The sequence below is a fragment of the Arthrobacter sp. Rue61a genome (assembly GCF_000294695.2).
GTDB lineage: Bacteria > Actinomycetota > Actinomycetes > Actinomycetales > Micrococcaceae > Arthrobacter > Arthrobacter aurescens_A.
Genome location: NC_018532.1, coordinates 172761 through 191026, shown reverse-complemented (window position 1 = coordinate 191026; position 18266 = coordinate 172761). Strand labels below are relative to the sequence as shown.

The 18266-nt window shown below is 60.1% G+C and carries 17 protein-coding genes; 9 read left to right on the top strand and 8 right to left on the bottom strand.

What is annotated here, in order from left to right; all coding sequences use genetic code 11:
- Positions 1-28: 28 nt before the first annotated feature.
- Together ARUE_RS22615 and ARUE_RS24330 are read left to right on the top strand one after the other, a co-directional pair.
- A complete protein-coding gene (locus ARUE_RS22615) occupies positions 29-2701 on the top strand; it encodes a DEAD/DEAH box helicase (RefSeq protein ID WP_051025141.1) in 2673 nt (890 codons plus the stop codon).
- A 635-nt stretch (positions 2702-3336) separates the two neighbouring features.
- Positions 3337-3501, top strand: a complete 165-nt coding sequence (locus ARUE_RS24330; RefSeq protein WP_014923533.1) for a hypothetical protein — start codon at positions 3337-3339, stop codon at positions 3499-3501.
- Positions 3502-4127: 626 nt separating this feature from the next.
- On the opposite strand, the gene ARUE_RS22605 is transcribed toward ARUE_RS24330, so the two are convergent.
- From ARUE_RS22605 to ARUE_RS22590, 4 genes are all read right to left on the bottom strand, one after another.
- Positions 4128-4541, bottom strand: a complete 414-nt coding sequence (locus ARUE_RS22605; RefSeq protein WP_043471913.1) for a hypothetical protein — start codon at positions 4539-4541, stop codon at positions 4128-4130.
- Positions 4542-4724: 183 nt separating this feature from the next.
- Complete coding sequence (locus ARUE_RS22600) at positions 4725-6146, bottom strand: site-specific integrase (RefSeq protein ID WP_014923530.1); 1422 nt, start codon at positions 6144-6146, stop codon at positions 4725-4727.
- 61 nt (positions 6147-6207) lie between these two features.
- A complete protein-coding gene (locus ARUE_RS22595; RefSeq protein WP_014923529.1) occupies positions 6208-6549 on the bottom strand; it encodes a helix-turn-helix domain-containing protein in 342 nt (113 codons plus the stop codon).
- Positions 6546-7652, bottom strand: a complete 1107-nt coding sequence (locus ARUE_RS22590; protein ID WP_014923528.1) for a tyrosine-type recombinase/integrase — start codon at positions 7650-7652, stop codon at positions 6546-6548. The genes ARUE_RS22595 and ARUE_RS22590 overlap by 4 nt, the downstream gene beginning before the upstream one ends.
- Positions 7653-8129: 477 nt before the next feature.
- Here ARUE_RS22590 and ARUE_RS22585 point away from each other — a divergent pair, with 477 nt between their 5' ends.
- Genes ARUE_RS22585 through ARUE_RS22575 form a run of 3 tightly spaced genes read left to right on the top strand, consistent with a single transcriptional unit; the run spans position 8130 to position 11053 of the window.
- Complete coding sequence (locus ARUE_RS22585; RefSeq protein WP_014923527.1) at positions 8130-9260, top strand: tyrosine-type recombinase/integrase; 1131 nt, start codon at positions 8130-8132, stop codon at positions 9258-9260.
- Positions 9253-9606: a helix-turn-helix domain-containing protein gene (locus tag ARUE_RS22580; protein WP_014923526.1), complete on the top strand. Its 354-nt coding sequence runs from the start codon at positions 9253-9255 to the stop codon at positions 9604-9606. Before ARUE_RS22585 ends, ARUE_RS22580 begins: the two co-directional genes overlap by 8 nt.
- Positions 9599-11053 (top strand): site-specific integrase, encoded by a 1455-nt coding sequence (locus ARUE_RS22575; protein WP_014923525.1) that lies wholly within the window; start codon positions 9599-9601, stop codon positions 11051-11053. The genes ARUE_RS22580 and ARUE_RS22575 overlap by 8 nt, the downstream gene beginning before the upstream one ends.
- Before the next feature lie 6 nt (positions 11054-11059).
- On the opposite strand, the gene ARUE_RS22570 is transcribed toward ARUE_RS22575, so the two are convergent.
- Positions 11060-11380 (bottom strand): hypothetical protein, encoded by a 321-nt coding sequence (locus ARUE_RS22570; RefSeq protein ID WP_157693461.1) that lies wholly within the window; start codon positions 11378-11380, stop codon positions 11060-11062.
- A gap of 359 nt (positions 11381-11739) precedes the next feature.
- Here ARUE_RS22570 and ARUE_RS22565 point away from each other — a divergent pair, with 359 nt between their 5' ends.
- Entirely contained in the window at positions 11740-12837 is a 1098-nt protein-coding gene (locus ARUE_RS22565) for an ATP-binding protein (RefSeq protein ID WP_014923523.1), read from the top strand.
- 870 nt (positions 12838-13707) lie between these two features.
- A complete protein-coding gene (locus ARUE_RS22560) occupies positions 13708-14154 on the top strand; it encodes a MepB family protein (protein WP_043471907.1) in 447 nt (148 codons plus the stop codon).
- 26 nt (positions 14155-14180) lie between these two features.
- Here the strand turns inward: ARUE_RS22560 and ARUE_RS22555 are convergent, their stop codons facing one another.
- On the bottom strand, positions 14181-14975 hold the full coding sequence (locus ARUE_RS22555) for a PaaX family transcriptional regulator (RefSeq protein ID WP_014923521.1): 795 nt from the start codon (positions 14973-14975) through the stop codon (positions 14181-14183).
- Positions 14972-15562 carry a GNAT family N-acetyltransferase gene (locus ARUE_RS22550; RefSeq protein ID WP_043471904.1) on the bottom strand — a complete coding sequence of 197 codons (591 nt, stop codon included), beginning with the start codon at positions 15560-15562 and terminating at the stop codon, positions 14972-14974. The genes ARUE_RS22555 and ARUE_RS22550 overlap by 4 nt, the downstream gene beginning before the upstream one ends.
- A 28-nt stretch (positions 15563-15590) precedes the next feature.
- On the opposite strand from ARUE_RS22550, the gene ARUE_RS22545 reads away from it, so the two are divergent.
- Positions 15591-16619 carry an alpha/beta hydrolase family protein gene (locus ARUE_RS22545; RefSeq protein ID WP_286140400.1) on the top strand — a complete coding sequence of 343 codons (1029 nt, stop codon included), beginning with the start codon at positions 15591-15593 and terminating at the stop codon, positions 16617-16619.
- Here ARUE_RS22545 and ARUE_RS23930 read toward each other — a convergent pair.
- On the bottom strand, positions 16600-17241 hold the full coding sequence (locus ARUE_RS23930) for a M9 family metallopeptidase N-terminal domain-containing protein (protein ID WP_014923519.1): 642 nt from the start codon (positions 17239-17241) through the stop codon (positions 16600-16602). The genes ARUE_RS22545 and ARUE_RS23930 overlap by 20 nt on opposite strands.
- Before the next feature lie 846 nt (positions 17242-18087).
- Between ARUE_RS23930 and ARUE_RS24325 the strand changes: the two genes are divergently transcribed.
- On the top strand, positions 18088-18186 hold the full coding sequence (locus ARUE_RS24325; RefSeq protein WP_162486267.1) for a potassium-transporting ATPase subunit F: 99 nt from the start codon (positions 18088-18090) through the stop codon (positions 18184-18186).
- Positions 18187-18266: the final 80 nt, after the last annotated feature.

The window sequence follows — 18266 nt, the reverse complement described above, 5'->3', positions numbered from 1 at the left end:
AACAAAAGCTGATCATTGAAGGGCTGCCATGGACCGGGACGAACGCCAACGACTAAGTGCGACCTCACAGGAGGTCAGCCAATGGCTTGGCCAAGCTCGTTCGGTGCTGGCGGGCCGCTCCAAGGTGGAAAAGTCAGGTGACAAAGCTGTCGGCGCTCTCCGCCACAGTGCTGCCGAAGTTTGGTGTGACGGACGGCTTGCCTGGAGAGTCATGCCGCTGCGTCCCGTCGACAGTAGCCGCCTGGCCAAAGCTGCTCGCCAGGCTCGCCTCCCGACAATCAGCTTGGAGGAGCAGAACGCCATCGAAGGCCTTCTCACTAACGTCGCCGCTGCATTAGACGATGCGAAAGCCATGATGGGGGTGCGCCGGTTCTTCCTGAGCAGCAAGACCCGTGAAACCGGCGCAGCTGCGACTAAGTACCTGGACGACTACCGACAGTGGGCGTTGAACGCTGGTGTCCCAATGCTGCTGGAACGCCTGAGCCGCTCCGATGACGACCTTTCAGAAGTTCCGCTCTCTGCTGCCTTGCAAGACTGGGTCGGCCTGAGTCCTCGGATCGCGGACCTCGGCAAAAGCCAGGACATCCTCTCGGGCGCGGCCGTTGCATCCTTGCCGAAGGCAATTGAGGCCATCAATGGGGCGTTGCGCGAAGAGGAAGTCTTCCGTGCCGATGCCACTGCTGCCGGTGAAGCGGTTCGGAAGCAGGAGGTCCGGCGACTGTTGGTTGAGATGCCCGTGGAACGACTTAAGGAGGCGACGCGGGACCGTTTGCGCATCGGGTCGCTTCTGGAGAACGGTATTGCTACCGTACAGGCAGTCCTCGACTACGGTGCCAGGTTGTCACATCTTCCGGGGATCGGGGCCACCACAGCTACCCGGATGCATGGTGCAGCACGGACACTTTGGCAGACGACGTATGATGAGACGCCTGTCCGGATCGACATTAAGAACCGCACTCCTTTAACCGGCGAATTGCTGCGGCGACTTGCTGTGTGGGATGACGTCCGGCAGATCAAGGGTGCTGCCCGCGACTTGGCCCTAAAAGACTCCCTGACGCCACTGGCACGGACCCTTGATCACAGCGTCACGCACCTCGTCATTCTCGCTTGTGACCAGCAAGCCTCAGAGTTCACCGGAGCAACAGAAGCCGTCATCCAACGTGCCCGGCAGGTTGGTGCCATGATTCCTGCTGTCGCGGCGGACGATTCTTGGGACGACTTCCTCCTTCGCCCGGCGGATTACTTCGCGCTGCTGGATGAACTTGGCTTCACTACCGAAGACGAGCAGAAGGCCCACGGTGACCTTTCAGAGGAGATTGTTGAGGCTGTCCGCAAAATCGAACTCGACACACAACACCTGTCAGCGTCGCTACGCGGCTATCAGAGTTTCGGTGCCAGATTTGCCCTCGCCCAGCGCAAAGTGATCATCGGCGATGAGATGGGTCTAGGTAAGACCGTTGAAGCGCTAGCCGTCCTGGCTCATCTTCGCTCCAGGGGAGATCACCATTCGGTGGTGGTCTGCCCAGCTGCAGTCGTGACCAACTGGGTCCGCGAGATCCAGGGAAAGTCCAAACTCCGACCACACCGCGTGCATGGCCCCGGACGAGCGGCAGCGGCGCGGAGCTGGCTCCGCCACGGTGGCATCGCAGTGACTACCTTCGAAACATTGGCCTGGTTCGAAGCGTTTGGGGTTGAGCCGGTGACCATCGGATGCGTCGTGGTTGACGAGGCACATTACATCAAGAATCCTGCCGCCCAACGCTCCCAACGGGCGGCGAGGATGATCAGTCAGACCGACCGAGCCATTCTCCTCACTGGAACGCCCTTGGAAAACCGTATCGGTGAGTTTCGTAATTTGGTCGGCTATCTCCGCCCCGATCTCGTCGTTGATGACAGCGAACTGGCACCGCATCGTTTCAGAAGGCAGGTCGCACCAGCTTATCTCCGCCGTAACCAGGAAGATGTCCTCACCGAGCTGCCGGAGTTGGTCGAGGTTGACGAATGGCTGCCCTTTTCGAAAGAGGACACGGCCGTCTACACAGACGCCGTCGCCGCCGGGAACTTTATGGCAATGCGGCGGTCCGCTATGGCAAGTGGCACCAAGTCCGAGAAGATGCAGCGTCTTATTGAGATCGTCCAGGAGGCCGAAGACAACGGTCGCCGCGTGATCGTGTTCTCGCAATTTCGCGATGTCCTCGACCGCGTCACTCAAGTACTGCCCGGCAGGGTTTTCGGACCTTTGACCGGATCGGTGCCGGCTGCTGCGCGACAGGTCATGGTGGACCAGTTTTCAGAGGCTGGACACGGTGCCGTGCTCGTTTCCCAGATCGTCGCCGGTGGTGTCGGTCTCAATATTCAGGCCGCATCAGTTGTCGTAATCTGCGAGCCTCAGTTGAAACCAACTACCGAGTGGCAGGCGATTGCCCGAGCTCGGCGCATGGGTCAACTTAAGTCCGTCCAGGTCCACCGTCTGCTCTCCGAGGAGGGTGTTGACCGCAGACTGACAGAGATTCTGGCACGCAAGCAGGAACTGTTTGAGGAATTCGCCCGCGTCAGTGAAACAGCCGGCAGCGCGCCTGAGGCCGTTGATGTCTCGGAGGCAGAGTTAGCAAGGGACATCATCGCCAGCGAACGCGAACGCCTCTTTGGCTCAAAGCCAGCAGCTTCAACAGACACACAGGCTGCGCCAGTGGACCGTTAACCCAGGTTGCGCGAGCCGGGATTAGATCCCTTTCGTGTTTGTCACGTCCCACCGGTGGCCTGCAGCTGGGCAATGGATGCCGCGACATCGCTTATGGGGCCCTGGTCTCCGCAAGCCGTCGAAGCAGGGAGGAAGAACGTATACCCAGTCCCGGAGGGCCCACAAACGACGAGATTGGGACCGCCGGCTGATCCATTCCAGGGTGCGCAGGGCCCCGCCCTCCGAGCTGCTGGAACGTGCCGGGCAAATCGACATGGTGGCGCTGCAGTGGGTTGCCAGCGGTGGGGTGTGCCTGTACCTGGCCGTGCCGCTGGCAACGGGACCTGGAGAAACTCAGGGACAACTGGTCTGAGGAGCTGGACGCTCAACGCACCGCCCCCAGCAGAGCGCACCAAATCCGCGTCACACCTGGCCGAACAAATCGAACGGGCACCCGAGTTTTGTGCCGGGAACAGCCAGCCATCGGCAAAGTGCTCCTGGGCCCATGCTCCAGTCCAACGAGGGACGGGTTGTCTCCTTCTTCGTCCTCAGGAAGCGGGCCGCATGGTGAGAGAAAATGCGCAGGCGGAATACTCCAAGTTGCTGGGCTAGATGCACCAGCTCGCTGCCGAACTCCGTATGTTAAGGCACTGCTTATGGCCAGGCCTGCCAACGACAGGGCGGTTGCAGCCCGAGACTTCCTGATCAAGCGGCTGGACGGTTATGCCCCTACCGGAGCCATGGTCACTGAGTTGCGACGCTTCGCCGAGAAGTATTCTTGGCGTCGGCCCGTCTGCCTGTTGATTCCTTCCTTCTCTTAATGGTTGCCTCGTGGAGGGCTGCAGCTAGGCGAACGTCTGGCTCCACAGGTCGCCGCACCGCTGCCGACAGAAGTCGCCAGCTGATTAGCCACCGCAGTGTGCCTATAGAGTTATAGGCACACTGCAACCGACACTCGGGGGAAATCATGGCGACTGATGGGTCAAAACTTCTAGTGCAGGGAGTGAAGTCAGTAATCGCACGCCGGCGTCCCAGTGGCGACGCCGGCGGTCCTATGGTGGAACAGGTCAAGGCCGACATGTCGAGCATCGTTGACTTCCACCATCGCAAGCATCACAAAGACTGGCTCACGATAGTCGACGATTCCGGCCCGATGATTCACTGCGTCTGCCGTGGAGGGTACGGAGTCAACGTTCAACGCGAGAATGTCTTGAAGCGCCAGCAGGTGTCGAAGCCTAAGCCCAGGCCCCAAGCAGACCCTACGACGTGTGGAGACGAGAACCTGTTCGGACTCCAGTAGCGCCTGCGGCCAAGATGCCTCTGATGCTTCAGAGACAATATCAACCTCTATAAGCGGGAACTGCACATATCGCTCCGAGTCCTATGCGGGCGCTGCAGTTCCCGCTTCGCTGTCGGTTTCCCGTTCGTTCCTTGCTGCAGTCGGCTATTAGAAATACATACCGAATATGGACGCCACGTAAGCAAGGAGCAGGACGTATCCCAGTGCGAAGGCCGTTTGGTAGGGCCATCGAGTGCGGCGAAGTTCCGGTTCACCTACTGAGTGCTGAGCGGCTGTCCCGGGGCGGACCGCCCGAATTGGAGGCAGCTGGACTCGAAAGATGCTCACAGCGAAAACTTGGAGGATTGCGGCCGCGTAGGCCAGCAAGGGCTGGCCGAGGAAACCGGTGACGGCGGGAAGCAGGAGTTCCACTCCGATGGCTACCACGTTCCCTGCCAACTGGAGCCGTTCGAAGAAGTGATCCGCTCGGGATCCTTCCTTGATGGGGAATCGATAGCGTCCGGCTACGCAGACTGCCACTGAAGCAAGGACTATGGCCAGCAGTATCAGAAACCGTTCCATCTGGGTCACCTCCTGCTAGCCGTCGGGGCAGGGCGATCATGGACACGGGGATCGCAGTGCACTCCAAAGAGGTCCCCGCGCACTAGCAGCCACGTCCCCAGGGAGAAGCCTTGCAGATCACCCGTCACGAGACCGACCTTAGTTGTTCGCGGACCCACCGTGCTGCAACCGAGGTCAGACACGTCAGGATCTCAGAGGAGTCAAACGCGCACCACCTGCGTAGCCGGCCATTGGGACGCCGGCGTCAGCGGCGTGTTTGTGAATGACTTGGTAGCTGTAGCCCAGGGCATTTGCGACCAAGGTGGGTGGCAGTTCTTGGACGAGGCCGCGCAGAGCTGTGTTCCGGGTTCCGCTGAGGTGCATGCCCAAGGCGCGTAGCTGGCCCATCATCGCGTCGGCGTGGATGTGCTGGCCCGGCAGTGTGCCGGGGAAGAGCCACTGGCTCCCGCCGTTGCCGGTCTGCTGGTTGGGCCGGTCGTGCAGATAGTCCCAGAACATAGGGGCAATCTGCGCAGGAACCAGGACGGGGGTGTTGCCCAGGCCCAGGTGCAGTCCTTCGGGCAGGGCCTTCAGGTCCGAGCATTTCAACGCTGCGATCTTGCCAACTGGCTGGCCGAAGAGCAGCAGGACCAGGGCAGCGACCCGGAATCCCAACGGCGATGTCGTGGATTCGATGCAATGCCGAATGAGGTCGAGGCGTTGCTGTTGGGTGATGAGCGGCTTCGTCGCGGCGTAACGGTGCGGAATCTCCAGCCTGCCGATCTCCTTGTTCTTGATCAACCAGACGATGAAGGTGCGGATGGCGTATCGGGTTGATGGCCCGTCGCTTAGGTATTGATTCAGGTGCGCCTGCCTCAGACCGTGGATGGTGAGTCCGTGGTCCGTCAGGAGCCAAGTGAGGAACTTCCCGGTTTCGGTGATTTCCTGTTTTGCGGAGCGGACCGCCGTGTTTAGGGACTTTCCTGGGATTGCCATTGCGCGGAGGCGTTTGAGGTGGTGCCAGCGGGCGAACCGTTCGATTGACGCCTGGATGTGCGGTGTTTCGGCGAGGTCGTGGATGCGGGTCGCCAGCCATCCTTCGAAAGCGGCGAGTTGGCGGTCCCGGTCCGGGAGCATGCCGTGATGGACGAGCATTTCCCGGAGGTACTCCAGTGACCGTGACGCGGGAAGAGCGTCAAAAGCCTCGTGAGTGAGCGCGATGCTGCGTGTGCCGAGACTCGTGAGGAGTTCGTTGGCGTTGGCCCCGCGCATCCAGGTGTAGACGCTCTCGGGTCTCGCTGCGGCCGCGAGCACTCCGATCAGGCGTTTGAGGCTTAGGTCCGGGGGAGCGTGTGGGTGGAGCAGCCCATCAAGGTCGGTCCGGAGGACGCAGCGGATGCAGTTGCCAGCGCGGAATCTTTCGGTTTCGGTGGCGCAGCCCTCGCAGGTCATGTTGGTGGTGATGCCCGCGCAGTCCCTGCAGATGTCGGTGCCGTCGGTGGCTTTGCCGGGAAGGAGCCTTTCTTTACCGCAGCCGGAGCAGGATCCGTGGTTGCGCAGTGCGGTGGTGAAGCAGATCCCACAGATGGCGCCGTCGGGCCAGGTCACGCGGATCTTTGCGGCCATCCGCCCGCATCGGTCGCACCGGTGGTCGCCCTCGGACCGGGGCCGTCCGCGGCGGCCGGGCTTAGTCGTCGTCAAGGATCCGGGCCCTGACGGGTTTGTAGGCGTCAGCGAACCGGACGACGTTCTCCCCGGAGGCGGCGGCCTGCTTCTGGCGTTTGGACCTCGCATCGGCGGCCGTGAAGGTGAACAGCTCGTTCGCTTCGACGCCGAAGATGTCGCAGAGGGCGGCCAGGAGCTGGAAGGAGATCCGTTCGGGGTTTTGGCTGACCATGCGGTAGATCTGTGACTCGGAGAGGGTGATCCCGCGTTCGCGCAGCGGTTCGACGAGTTCGCGGGTGTTGCGAATGCCGTTCCGTGCCATGATTTCCCGGGCCCGCCACCGGTATTCGATGTCCCGTTTCACTCTCTTTCCTCCTTCGGCCTGACGGCCTTCTCAATCATGTCCTCGAGCACGCGGTTGAGTTCACTGGTCTGATAATCGCTGGAAACTGACGTGTAAAGAGATGTGGTCGAGGCGTGTTCGTGGCCGACTTGCCGCTGGACGAACGTGTGGTCGAAGCCGAAGTGTTCGAAGAGATGGGTCACATATGACCGGCGCAGCGAATGGATATCCAGGCCCGGCGGATAGCCGAGTTCATCGATATAGTCGCGGAAGCGGCGGTGCAAATTGGACTTGGGAACCGGCAGTCCGTTGGCAGTGGGGAAGATTTCCGACACGGCCGGGGCCAGCCAGGGCAGTCCGCTCCGGATCCAGGTGTCCAAGACAGCGGGAGACCAGTCAAAGACCGTCAGCACGGAGCGTCTCTTCGGCGGTGAGCCCCGCTGCGCCTTGCCGTATCGGACCTGCAGAACGCCGAACTCGCCGAATTGGGGCGCCCGTCGGTTTCGGGAAAAGTCCACGGTCTGCAAGTGCGTGACTTCGTTGGCCCGCAGACCCCAGGCATAGGCCGTTTTGAACACGGTGGCGTCCCGGTAGGCGGCGACCGCACCCTTACGCCCCGAGGACAGGCCCCGTTCAACTTCGAGGTCAGCCAGGTCGAAGAAGCCCTGCAGCTCCGCCCGGGTGAACGGCCTCTTCGTGGGTCCCTGTTCATTGTTCTGGACGTGGCGGGCCCGATTGAATTCGGTGATGATTTGGGCGGGGGAGCGGCCGAACCCCTGAACGCAGATCCGGTCCCACTCATAGACAGGATCGGTCAGGAAATCGCAAAACACCTTCAAATGAGTTTGGTAGGCACGCACGGTCGCGAACGCCAGATTCAGGATTGAGCGCTCATGGGCGAAAAACTCATCGGCATCGCCAACCGTCCAGTCCCAAGGAAAATGCCCCGTATGGTCCACGAACCGGCGGACCAGGCTCTCACGCCCACGGATCGTGCTGGACGTGAAGTTCCGTGCCAGCTGCTGCTGCTTCCAGCCCGTGAGCATGTCCTCAAACACCACATCCGCGGAAAATGCTCCCTGACGCAGCGGAAGCCTGATCACCTGACCCTCCAAGGGGTCCATCGTGCCTCCGATGCGTCTGCAAATAATGCTCTCAGACTGCATAAAATGCGAACCGATGTCAAAGAATCCCCGAAAATTGGCGGAATTATCGCCTGCGCGGCACCTCAAACGCCTCGCACTTTGCGCGTGCCTGCCTGATGCCCGACGCAGCCTGGAGCGGATCCGAATCCCTGTAACGGCGCGGCTTCAGCATCCGAATATCCCAAAACGGGGAGGCGGGTATCACCAGGTCCTAATCTGCATATTCTGCAATTGGATCACTTCGGGTTGACATAACGTCCGTTATCGGCTTTTGAGTGAGACGAGTAGAAGTAGATGAGAGAACTCGTCCTACATTGCTTTTTGGTGTTCATGCAGGTCAGACGGATGCAGTGAGGCCTCGAGGCCGATGGGCATGAACGAGTGGCCTCGCGTGATGGCGCGGGCTAGCGGCGTAATGTCTCATTAGATGAGAGATTTTTGCGTACAGTATGGTCTGTGAGTATCGAACCTGGGCGGATTCCGGCCTTTCTGACCAATGTGAATGTCGGGTTGCTGCGTGCCGAGGATCGTGTTTTCGAGGCGATGCTGGATGGCTGGCGTGCTCAGATGCTGGCACGCGGCCTGTCAACGTCGTACATCAAGAGCTCGTGCGGAACGATCCAGCGGTTCCAGGAGCACGCGAATGAGTATCCGTGGACGTGGTCGGCGCATCACTTGGACGAGTTCCTGGCTGACCGGCGAAGCTCCGAGAAGGGCTTGGCGCTATCAACCCTGAGGGCCAATTCCGGGGCCATCAGGGCGTTCTGTTCCTATCTGACGGACGGGCGCTATGGCTGGGCGTCATTCTGCGAACGGGTCTTTTCCGACATTCCGGTACAGGTGGTCTTCGAGTGGAACTCTCCCCGGCATACGACGGACGATGCCGTGCCGGCACGCCGCCGGGCGTTCACACGGACCGAACTGCAGTCGTTCTTTGACGCCGCGGACGACCTGGTCGACACCGAGTTCGCCAAGGGTTCAAAGCGCTGGCTGCCAGCGCTGAGGGACTCGACGGCGTTCAAGGTCGCCTATGCCTACGGGCTGCGTCGGCGTGAACTGGTGATGCTTGAGTACGTCGATTTCGGCCCCAACCCGCACGTTGAACAGTTCGGCCGCTTCGGAGCGCTCCAGGTGCGCTGGGCAAAGGGCACCAAGGGTTCAGGGCCCCGCCGCCGGACCGTGCTCACCGTCCCGGAGTTCGATTGGGTGGTGGGACTCCTTGGGTACTGGCTCTCCCCTGACGGCCGCAAAAGATTTCCTACCGCTGACAGGTCCGCCAGCCTGTGGCCATCGGAGCGCTCCGGCTCGACTGTTCACCGCAACTTCGACCGTTCATTCCAGCGGGTAAGGAAAATCGCGGGGCTCCCGGAAGAACTGACCCTTCACACGCTGAGGCACTCGTACGTGACGCATCTGATCGAAGCCGGCTACGACCCCCTGTTCATCCAGCAGCAGGTCGGGCACAGCTACTCCTCCACCACGGCCCTCTATACTTCCGTGTCGGCGGACTTCAAACAGAAGACCATCCAGAAAATGATCGCTCAGCGGCTACGCAAGGGCGACGGCGAGGGGAACAGCCATGGCTGAACAGCGACGGATCGGCTACCGCTGGAACCTCCGGCAGCTGATGGCCCAACGAAACCTCTGGAAGACCACCGAGCTGCTTCCCCTGCTCAAAGCCCGGGGCATCAACCTCTCCAACGCCCAGGTCCACCGTCTGGTCACCGGAACACCCGAACGCATTCCCGCCCAGACCTTCGCAGCACTCTGCGACATCCTCGAATGCACGCCCAACGACCTTTTTGAACCCTACGTGCAGATGCGCGCCGCCAAGACTGCCAACGCCCCAAAACGGCCAGAAGACCTGGGCATCACACCCGGGGCGCCGATCGCCCGACGGATCCGGGTACTGCCACCGGACGAAGATGACTAGGCCCCGCAAAGCCAGCGATCCCCAAAAATGCCCGGAAGCCTGCGCCCGCTGCGCCGAACACCACAAAATCGCGGTCCGTTGGCCCGACGGCGGAATCTGCGGCTACTGCTACCAGCAAGCCAAAAGAACCCGCGGCACCTGCGCCTGCGGCCACGAAGGGGTACTGCCTGGCCGCGTCGACACCCGGCCGGCATGCCGGAAATGCTCCGGCGTCCGCCTCAACATCGACTGCGCCGGATGCGGCAAAGAAGACGAACTCCACTCAGGCAACCGATGCTGGTCATGCATCCTTGCCATGACCGTTGACCGGATCCTCAACCCGCCGGACAACCAGCCGCCCTCCGCCGAACTCCAGGCAGCGGCCACCGCTCTGAAGTCCATGAAACGCGCTAACAGCGGCCTCACCTGGATCCAGCAGCCACACGTCGCCGAGTTCCTCCAACAACTCGCTGCCGAACCTGTGATCACCCACGCCCGCCTCGACGAACTACCGGCATCGCGCACCCGCGAATACGTCCGCGGCCTACTGGTCGAACACAACGCGCTGCCGCGCCGCGACGAACTCAGCACTAGGTTCAGCGACTGGGCCGAGCAGGCCCTCAACCGGATCACCAACCCGCGCCACCGCGACATCACCCGTCGCTATATCCGCTGGCACCACCAGCGCCGCATGAACCAGATGGACGCAGTCACCCGAGGAACGTTCCTGCGGGCCAAACAGGCAGTCACCGTCGCTATCGAACTGCTGAACTGGCTCACCGATCAAGGCGCCGAACTCGCGCAATTGAACGAGGCGCACCTGGACCGATGGCAGACAGAAGGCCCCACGACACGAGGCATCGCTTCACGCTTTCTTGACTGGGCAATCAAGACCAACCTCATCGACCCGTCCCTGAAACTGCAGCCTCACCGCCGCGGCACCAGCCCGCGGCTCGACGCCGCCGCCCAGACCGAACTCGTTACCAATCTCAGCCACACGACCGACATGAACCCTCGACACCGCGCCGCAGCCATCCTCATCCTGGTCTTCGGCCAACAAGTCTCAGACATCGTCCAACTAACCTGGGACAACGTCACCGTGACAGAGGAACTCGTCACCATCACGCTCGGAACCGTCGAAATCGCACTTACGCCACCGCTCGATGAACCCTGGCGAGAACTCGCAGCCACCCCAACCCACCATCAGACAGCAGCGCACCCCAACAGCAACTGGGTATTCCGAGGAGCCTTACCCGGCCAGCACCTCCAGGCCTCAACCCTCGCGGAGCAGCTCAGCGCTTCGTTCAGCAGCAGGGCGGCCAGACTAGGAACCCTCCACGAACTCACCAAACTCGCCCCAGTGGCCATCATCGCCGAAGCCCTCGGCTACTCCCCGACCACGATAGATCGCCACGCCCTCGCCTCATCAGCAAACTATGCGCAATACATCTCGACGCTTCACCGATGACCCCATCTATTGCAGGACCACCGTCAACACGACGAACAACAGGCTTACACCCACCAATGCAAAAATGAGGCCAAGTCCTTTGCCTGAGAGGGAGTAGCTGGTGTCATGCGCCCACTTTTTCCAGCTCGAGAAGAGAACGAAAAGGATCCCCGCCAGACAAGCCATCGCGCCAGCAAGTGTCACCAAAGACAGAGGTCGCATATGCCCGGCTAGGGTGACGGCGACAAAACTGACGGCAATGACCCCCCAACACACGAAGATCAGCACTTCCATGACCTTTGCAACCCGGGCACGGGCGAATTTTGGGGAATCCGCAGGTCTACTCATTGCCCGAGCCTAAGCGATTTCGAGCTGATTAGAACAGCAACTCGTCCCACATCAACACGTCCCGCTGCCAGTCAAAGCACGGGAGTAGAAGTAGTTGCGAGAACTCCCGTCCGTCAACGAATCCGACGTTTTTGCAGGTCAAAGAAGCTTTGTCGAAGGCGACATGCTCGCGGCCTGGGCTGGCCACGTGCCACCATACCTTGACTGGTGGTCAATCAGCGACGGGATGCAGGTACAGCATGCCCAGGTCTGGTCCCCGGGACATGGATCATAGGACGACGAGTGAGTCTCGGCTAGTGGCCTTGGAGGAGTAGACTCACAGGGACTCACAAGACTCACAAGGACTCACAGGAGCCGCGATGATGAACCCTTTCCGCCCTACAGCCGGCGCCACTCCCCCTGAACTCATTGGCCGCGAGGGGATGCTCGATGAGTTTGAGTACGGCCTGCAGCTTGGCTCTGGGGCGCCCGGGTTGCTGACCATCATCACAGGCGCCCGCGGCATCGGCAAGACCGCCCTGCTCAGTGCGGCCCAAGGTGCGGCCGCCGGGCAAGGGTGGGTTGTTGTTCCCGAGACGGCCACGCCCGGGTTCGTGGGACGGATCGGCGAGACCATGCGGCTGCACCTGGATGAACTCGGCTCCGGCCCGGCCGGGCGCAGGATCACAGCATTGGGCGTGGCAGGGTTCACCGTGACCACCCAGTTGCCGCCCGAGCGCCAGGTTGACTGGAGACGGTTGGGAAACCAGTTGCTGAACGTTCTCGCGGAGAAAAAGACCGGGCTGCTCTTCACCGTTGACGAAATACACTCGGCAGACCGTGCGGAACTGTCCCAGCTTGCCGCCGACGTCCAGCACTTCATCCGTGACGGGCTTCCGATAGGACTGATCTTCGCCGGGCTGCCGGCGGCAGTTTCGGACCTGCTCAACGAAGGGGTGGCAACGTTCCTGCGCCGGGCAGAGCGCATCGACCTGCACGCTGCGACCATTGCCGATGTCGAACGTTCCTACGCCAGCACTTTCCACGATGCCGGCATCAGCATCGGTAGTGGCTTGGTCCGGTATGCGGCTGAGTCGACCGGAGGGTACCCGTTCCTGATCCAGCTCATCGGCTACCAGCTATGGCGACAAGCCGAAATCAATAACATGGCACTGGAAAAGACAAACATTACCCAAGCCATCAATGCCGCGACCCGCCGCCACGAGGCGACAGTCATCGAGGCGGCCCTCTCCACCGCATCAGACAAAGACAAAGACTTCCTCCGTGCCATGGCCGAAGACGACGGCCCTGTTGTTGCCGGCGACATAGGAAAACGGCTCAACGCCAAGAGCAACGTCGTGGCCAACTACCGGGCCCGTCTCATAGCAGCAGGACTCATCGAAGCCCCCGCATACGGCAAGGTCGACTTCGCCATCCCAGGCCTGCGCGAATACCTCCGCAAAACAATCAGTCGATAGCCAACCTGCTGGGCGTCACTGACCTGCGGCACCTTCCCCGCCCCGACCGCAGACCTAGCTTATTTGTGCGCGGGACATCGTCGAGCACAGACGAGATGGCCTGATCGTATGCACTATCGGTGGAAACCCTGATTGGTGAACCTCTGACAGTAGGGGCGCAGTTGTTTTGACTCTGCTTCGAGAAGCTCCGGGGCGTTGCCGTTCTAGAACCAAGAATCCTTACGCCCCTCCTGCTTGACGGAACGTCCCATATCGGCTTTGAAGTAGGACGAATAGAAGTAGATGAGAGAACCCGCCTTACCCTGCCTTCAAGCGTTCTCGTAGTCAGAGAGACATCACGATCGGAAGATCTGGATTGACGCTTCAACTAGCGTTGGGGGCTGCCCTTTCGTCTTGGTTGGACCTGGCGCGGTTTCCTGTGCCGCACATCTTTCCATCCCAGGTGGTGCCTTCGGCGGGGGTGCTGCTTCTCCTGGACGGGCCCGGACACCGGATGCCGCAGGACCGGCAACACGCCTGGGGAAGTATCAGTCCCGGGAAGCGTCGTATTTACTGCCGCTCTATTACGGTGGGTCGCTGGGAGCGTTTCGATTTTCGCTGGACTGGCTCCCCACGCTACACCTCAACAGTCCCCACAGAAACCTGAGCGTCACTCCCCCTGGGGCAGTCCGACCGCCGCATAACGGAGAGCATGCCAACCTAGACCAATTGACTTTGCTGCCGTGCGGTTGCACCCATCCCTTTTCGAGCAGGATTGAAACATTTCCAGATTTCCATACAAGGCTGAAATCGCCCCGCACCGAGTTCCGCTGTGCCGTTGCAGCCGTCCACTGTGATTGGATCCATAGCTGTTCCGTCTAGAGTTACAAGGTGGAATTCACAGCGTTTGAACGCTACCTACAAGTTATTTCATCTCCGGGCGAATCGAGTCAGGTGCAACCGGAAGAACAGAACAGCGACTACGAGTCCGGCATCGTAACCTTGGGCTCAGAAGCCTGGCGGATACGCACAGCCCGCATAACTCCTAAAAAGCCGGGTGCCTTCACCGCGATCTGGCAGCGCAGCCACAACGGATCAACGATGCCGTTCACAGACAACGACCCCACAGAAGGGCTTCTAGTCTTCGTCGAGGAAGCCGGGCGCTTCGGATTGTTCCGGTTCGAATCAGCACACCTGGTTGCCCTCGGGATCCTCAAAACGTCGCGCTTTCCAGGTAAACGCGGCTTCCGTGTTTACCCTTCATGGTGCGGAGGCCTAAATTCGCAGGCGCTCCGCACCCAGGCTGCGCAAGCTCCGGCGTTCCGGGAACTGCAATAAATCGACCGTTGCGGTACCGCAGGTTACTAGCCGTCAGGCAGCCATCCACTGTAAATGGGGGTATCCGCCGCTTCCTGTAGAGCAATCCATCGCTGGGCCCATGCAGCGCGAATGCTAGTGGGCGCCCACGCGCCGCGGCGGAGCTCATTTGGTACCAGAGGATCATCACGCACCGCACGCTCCATTGCGTCAGCGAGCTCCAGTAGGCGCACTAAGTCTGGCGTACTCGTGTCTGCAGCGTCTTCCCAAAGAGTTTTGTTGATGACCTCGTAGGCGTCGACTATGGGGGCTTCTGGCCACAACATCTCGGCGATCGCCCGCGGGTCGTGTGTTCCACGAATGTTTAGGTCAGAGGTGCTGGCCGAGGAAAGGTACCCCTGGGAGGCGCAGGGCAACACGTCAAGAAGATGATGAGGAGTGACGTAGAGCCCCGTGGCGATAGCGCAGGCACCAAGACCGGATAGTTCGCGGCGAAGCGCGTCCCGAGTGCTTCGATCATGCTCGGGTACGGTCACGGCAATCAAGTGCCACTGGCCGTCCCACGGTGCAGCTCCGTGATCTTGCGCCATGGCCAGAACAAGGCCTTGTCGATCCCGTTCAAGGCGCTCGACGCCTTTGCTGGTCAAGGCTATGGTGCCGGCACGTCCGCGGCCGTGCTGCGTCACGTCGCCGGCACTGATTAGACGGCGTATCGCTAATCGAATCGGCTGGTCGGCGATGCCCGCAAGGTTGGCCGTGTCGTAGACAGCCTCCAGTGAGGCTTCTCGAGAGCCGGTCAGGAAAGCTTCGAGGACGGTCCTGGGTGAAATTGGACGGATCATGAACAAACGCCCCGTTCCATCGTTGTGTAGTGGTCAAATCCGTAGATCGGAGCCAGTATGCCCAAGTTGCCGCTATTTCGAGGCACGAAGCCCTGCCGCTCGTAGAGGCTGCGGGCACGGGGATTGGTATCGACGACCGAAAGTCTCACGGCAGAAGCACCGGCCGTGACGGCAAGATCGTAGGCTGCGTCCAATAGCGCCGTGCCAACCCCCGACCCACGAGCGGTGCGATCGACGCAGATTCCATCGAGCGTCAGAGTTCCGGCCTTCTCAGCCCTTCCGAGAGGAGACAACAGCAGCCATGCGCGTAAGGCCGCAGCAGTGGACAGCCTGCTGCGCAGCAGGGACCAGGAGAGGTCTAATGCGCCCGCGCCGGTGCTATGAAAGCCGCAAACGCCAACTATCCGACTAATGCTACGGGCAACCAGAAAACGGTCAGACCTTACCGCGGCCTGCAGCACGCCCACTCCATCTCTATTGTCGGAGAATCCAGGTCTTAGCTTCCGTTCAAATGCCTCCCAGTAGAGGAGAGCCACCACAAGGCGGTCAGTATCGTCGAAACCATGTGTAATCGAGAGAGACTCCATACTTGCAACTATCGCATATGATACGAACGTGAATAAAAAAAACGTAATATCTCGACGTGCGACTCTCCTCCTCATCGCAGCAGCACTGGCATTGACCCTGATCGGAACCGCCCTACTCGGGAATAGTTATCGCTTCACAACGGAAGCCGTGATGATCCCGGGTCCCAACGGAAACCTGACCGGCGTCCTGACAACCCCGCTAGAAAGTGAAATTAGGGGACTCGTCGTCATGGTCCACGGAGACGGGCCGGTCAACGCGACCCACGACGGCCTGTATTCACCGTGGTTCAAAGGAGCTGCAGCCGCGGGATTCGCGACCCTGTCATGGAGTAAACCCGGCTTGGACAACTCAGACGGAAACTGGTTAGGACAATCCATGGAGGACCGAACCGCTGAGGTAGATGCCGCCATCAACTGGGCCCGTCAAAGCGGCCGTACATCGACCGAACGCATCGTTCTTTGGGGTGCAAGTCAGGCCGGATGGGTGCTGCCCAAAGTAGTCAGCTCGCGCGAGGACGTACACGCCATCATTGCCGTGGGACCGGCCATCAACTGGCTCCGGCAAGGCCGCTACAACCTTCTTAGCGAACTCCGCCACGAAGCAAGAAACTCACAGGAGAGAGAACAAGCGATCACTCAAAGCGATCGAACCCGGCAGCTACTCGAACACGCCGCCTCCTACCAAGAATACTGCTCCTCGAGAGTGGACGCCGAACCCATGTCCGAGCAACGTTGGAACTTCGTTCTGAAGAATTTCCGCTCCGACGCCACCGAAGACCTTTTGAGGTCATCCGCCCGGAGCATCCCCGTTCACCTCGTGATCGGTTCTCACGATCGCAACGTCGATGTCGACGAAACCGAAAAGACCTACAAATCTATCTTCGGTCCTCTTCTGAGCGTTAAACGTGTCGAGGGGAACCACAGCCTTGCCCGACCTGTCGTAGAAGAAAATGCCGCCGTTGGACTTGTGACAGGCTTGGTGTGGCCACGCGCACTTTTAGCTCCTGGCGCTATCGATAGCTATACCGAGTTTCTTGCTAAAGTCGCGGCCGACTGAAGCCCCCTGAATGTCTTGACTTACTCGGGTCCGACTCAGCCCGAGACACGGCCAGATGCTCCCGAGTTACATTATTCGACTGAGGGGAATTGAAGAATGCATTGAGGGCATCCCCGACCTTCTGCTTCAGAGCGGGCGAGTACGTCCCGACGGTCGCGGACTGGTAGAACTGCACGTAGTAGCCGGCGCGGAGGAAGAGCACGAGTTGAACGGCACTGTCCCTGTTGTCACCCGTGTAGCTGCTAGCACTCGACAGGAAAGCTTGGGCAATGGTCGACATCTGCGCTTCTGAAAACAGCTTCGCAGCATCGGCACCCTTGGTATTGAAAAGGGTGTTGATGCACGAGGTGGTGCTTCCTTTGACCTTCGCTACGAGGGCGGCGCCGGAGAGGTTTGCGAACTCCGCTGATGCGCAGATCTCAGCAGCGTCAAATGCACGCTGCTTTTCCGTCGAAGCTGAGGGTCGCTGATGGTCAGATGCCTCGCCGTCGTCTTTTGTGAGTGCGGACTTGTCCGCAAAGATGGGGCGCCAGACCCGCTGTGAGAGGAATCCGCACAGACGTGGGATGCCACCACCATTAGGAGATGCTTTTCGCGTGTTGTCTCGCGGGCATGTTCGCACGCAGCACAGGCAGTCAGTCTTAGAGCCATCAAGGAAATTGCCGAAGGTGTCCGGTACCCGAAGTTGATAGACGTAACAAATAATCTGGTGAGCCGTCAGCCCAAGTCAGCTTTCAACACCGGGTGCCCTATTTCATGTATTGCACTACTTGCCTCGACCCGGTCAAGGGTCTCATTGCCAACTTTGACATGGCACGGCGGGCCCTCCATCCGGATCGTCAAGATGTTGGAATTTTTCCCGGAAATTAAAGGATTCAGAGGAGCGGGCCAGCGTCGGTGCTTTGAGTCAGGGTTGTTGAAGTCGAGTGAACTCCGGGATCCAAATCGGTGACAGATACCAGCGGCGCATTTGCTACTAACGATGAAGAGCTTCTTACCCACTAGCAATTGATCGTCTTTGAGGCTGGTTGGACAAAAGTGTTCCAAGCGCAAACATCAGGACTCGAAATTTGAAGGAACTCGGTACCGGTCAGGTCCGGCTGCAGGACAAGCGGCATCGGGGCGCCATTTCGCGAGGACAACGTGGTCCCGCGTAGGCTGCAGGACACGCTGATGACCGATACGGACCACCAATGAAACGGGGATTACTTGACGAATCTTTAACGCCTGCCCGTTAAGAGCGCGTCAAGATCTGCCGGGTCCACATTAAGGATTCGTAAGGAACGCCTTTCCATCACTTTTGCAGGAGTTGACTGACATCAGCCCCGCAAGAGGGGCACTGATGAAAGGACGTTCCAGTGGCCAACGTGGCTGTTGTGGTGATTCTTGTGGTGAGCATGGGAATCGTGATGTGGGTGGCCCACCTTTTGGGCAAGATGGTGGACGGCGATGGCCCGGTGAGCGGGCAATGAACGTGGACGCCATCATGTGGTTCAGCCTGTTCATCCTTGGCGTGGCCGTTGCAGGATACCTGCTGGCAGTGCTGCTCAACCCGGAACAGTGGTGACACAGAAGTGGTTCTCAGTACTGCATCCTTCATCACCCAAATAGCCGTGCTGGTGCTGGTGCTGGTTCTGCTGCACAAGC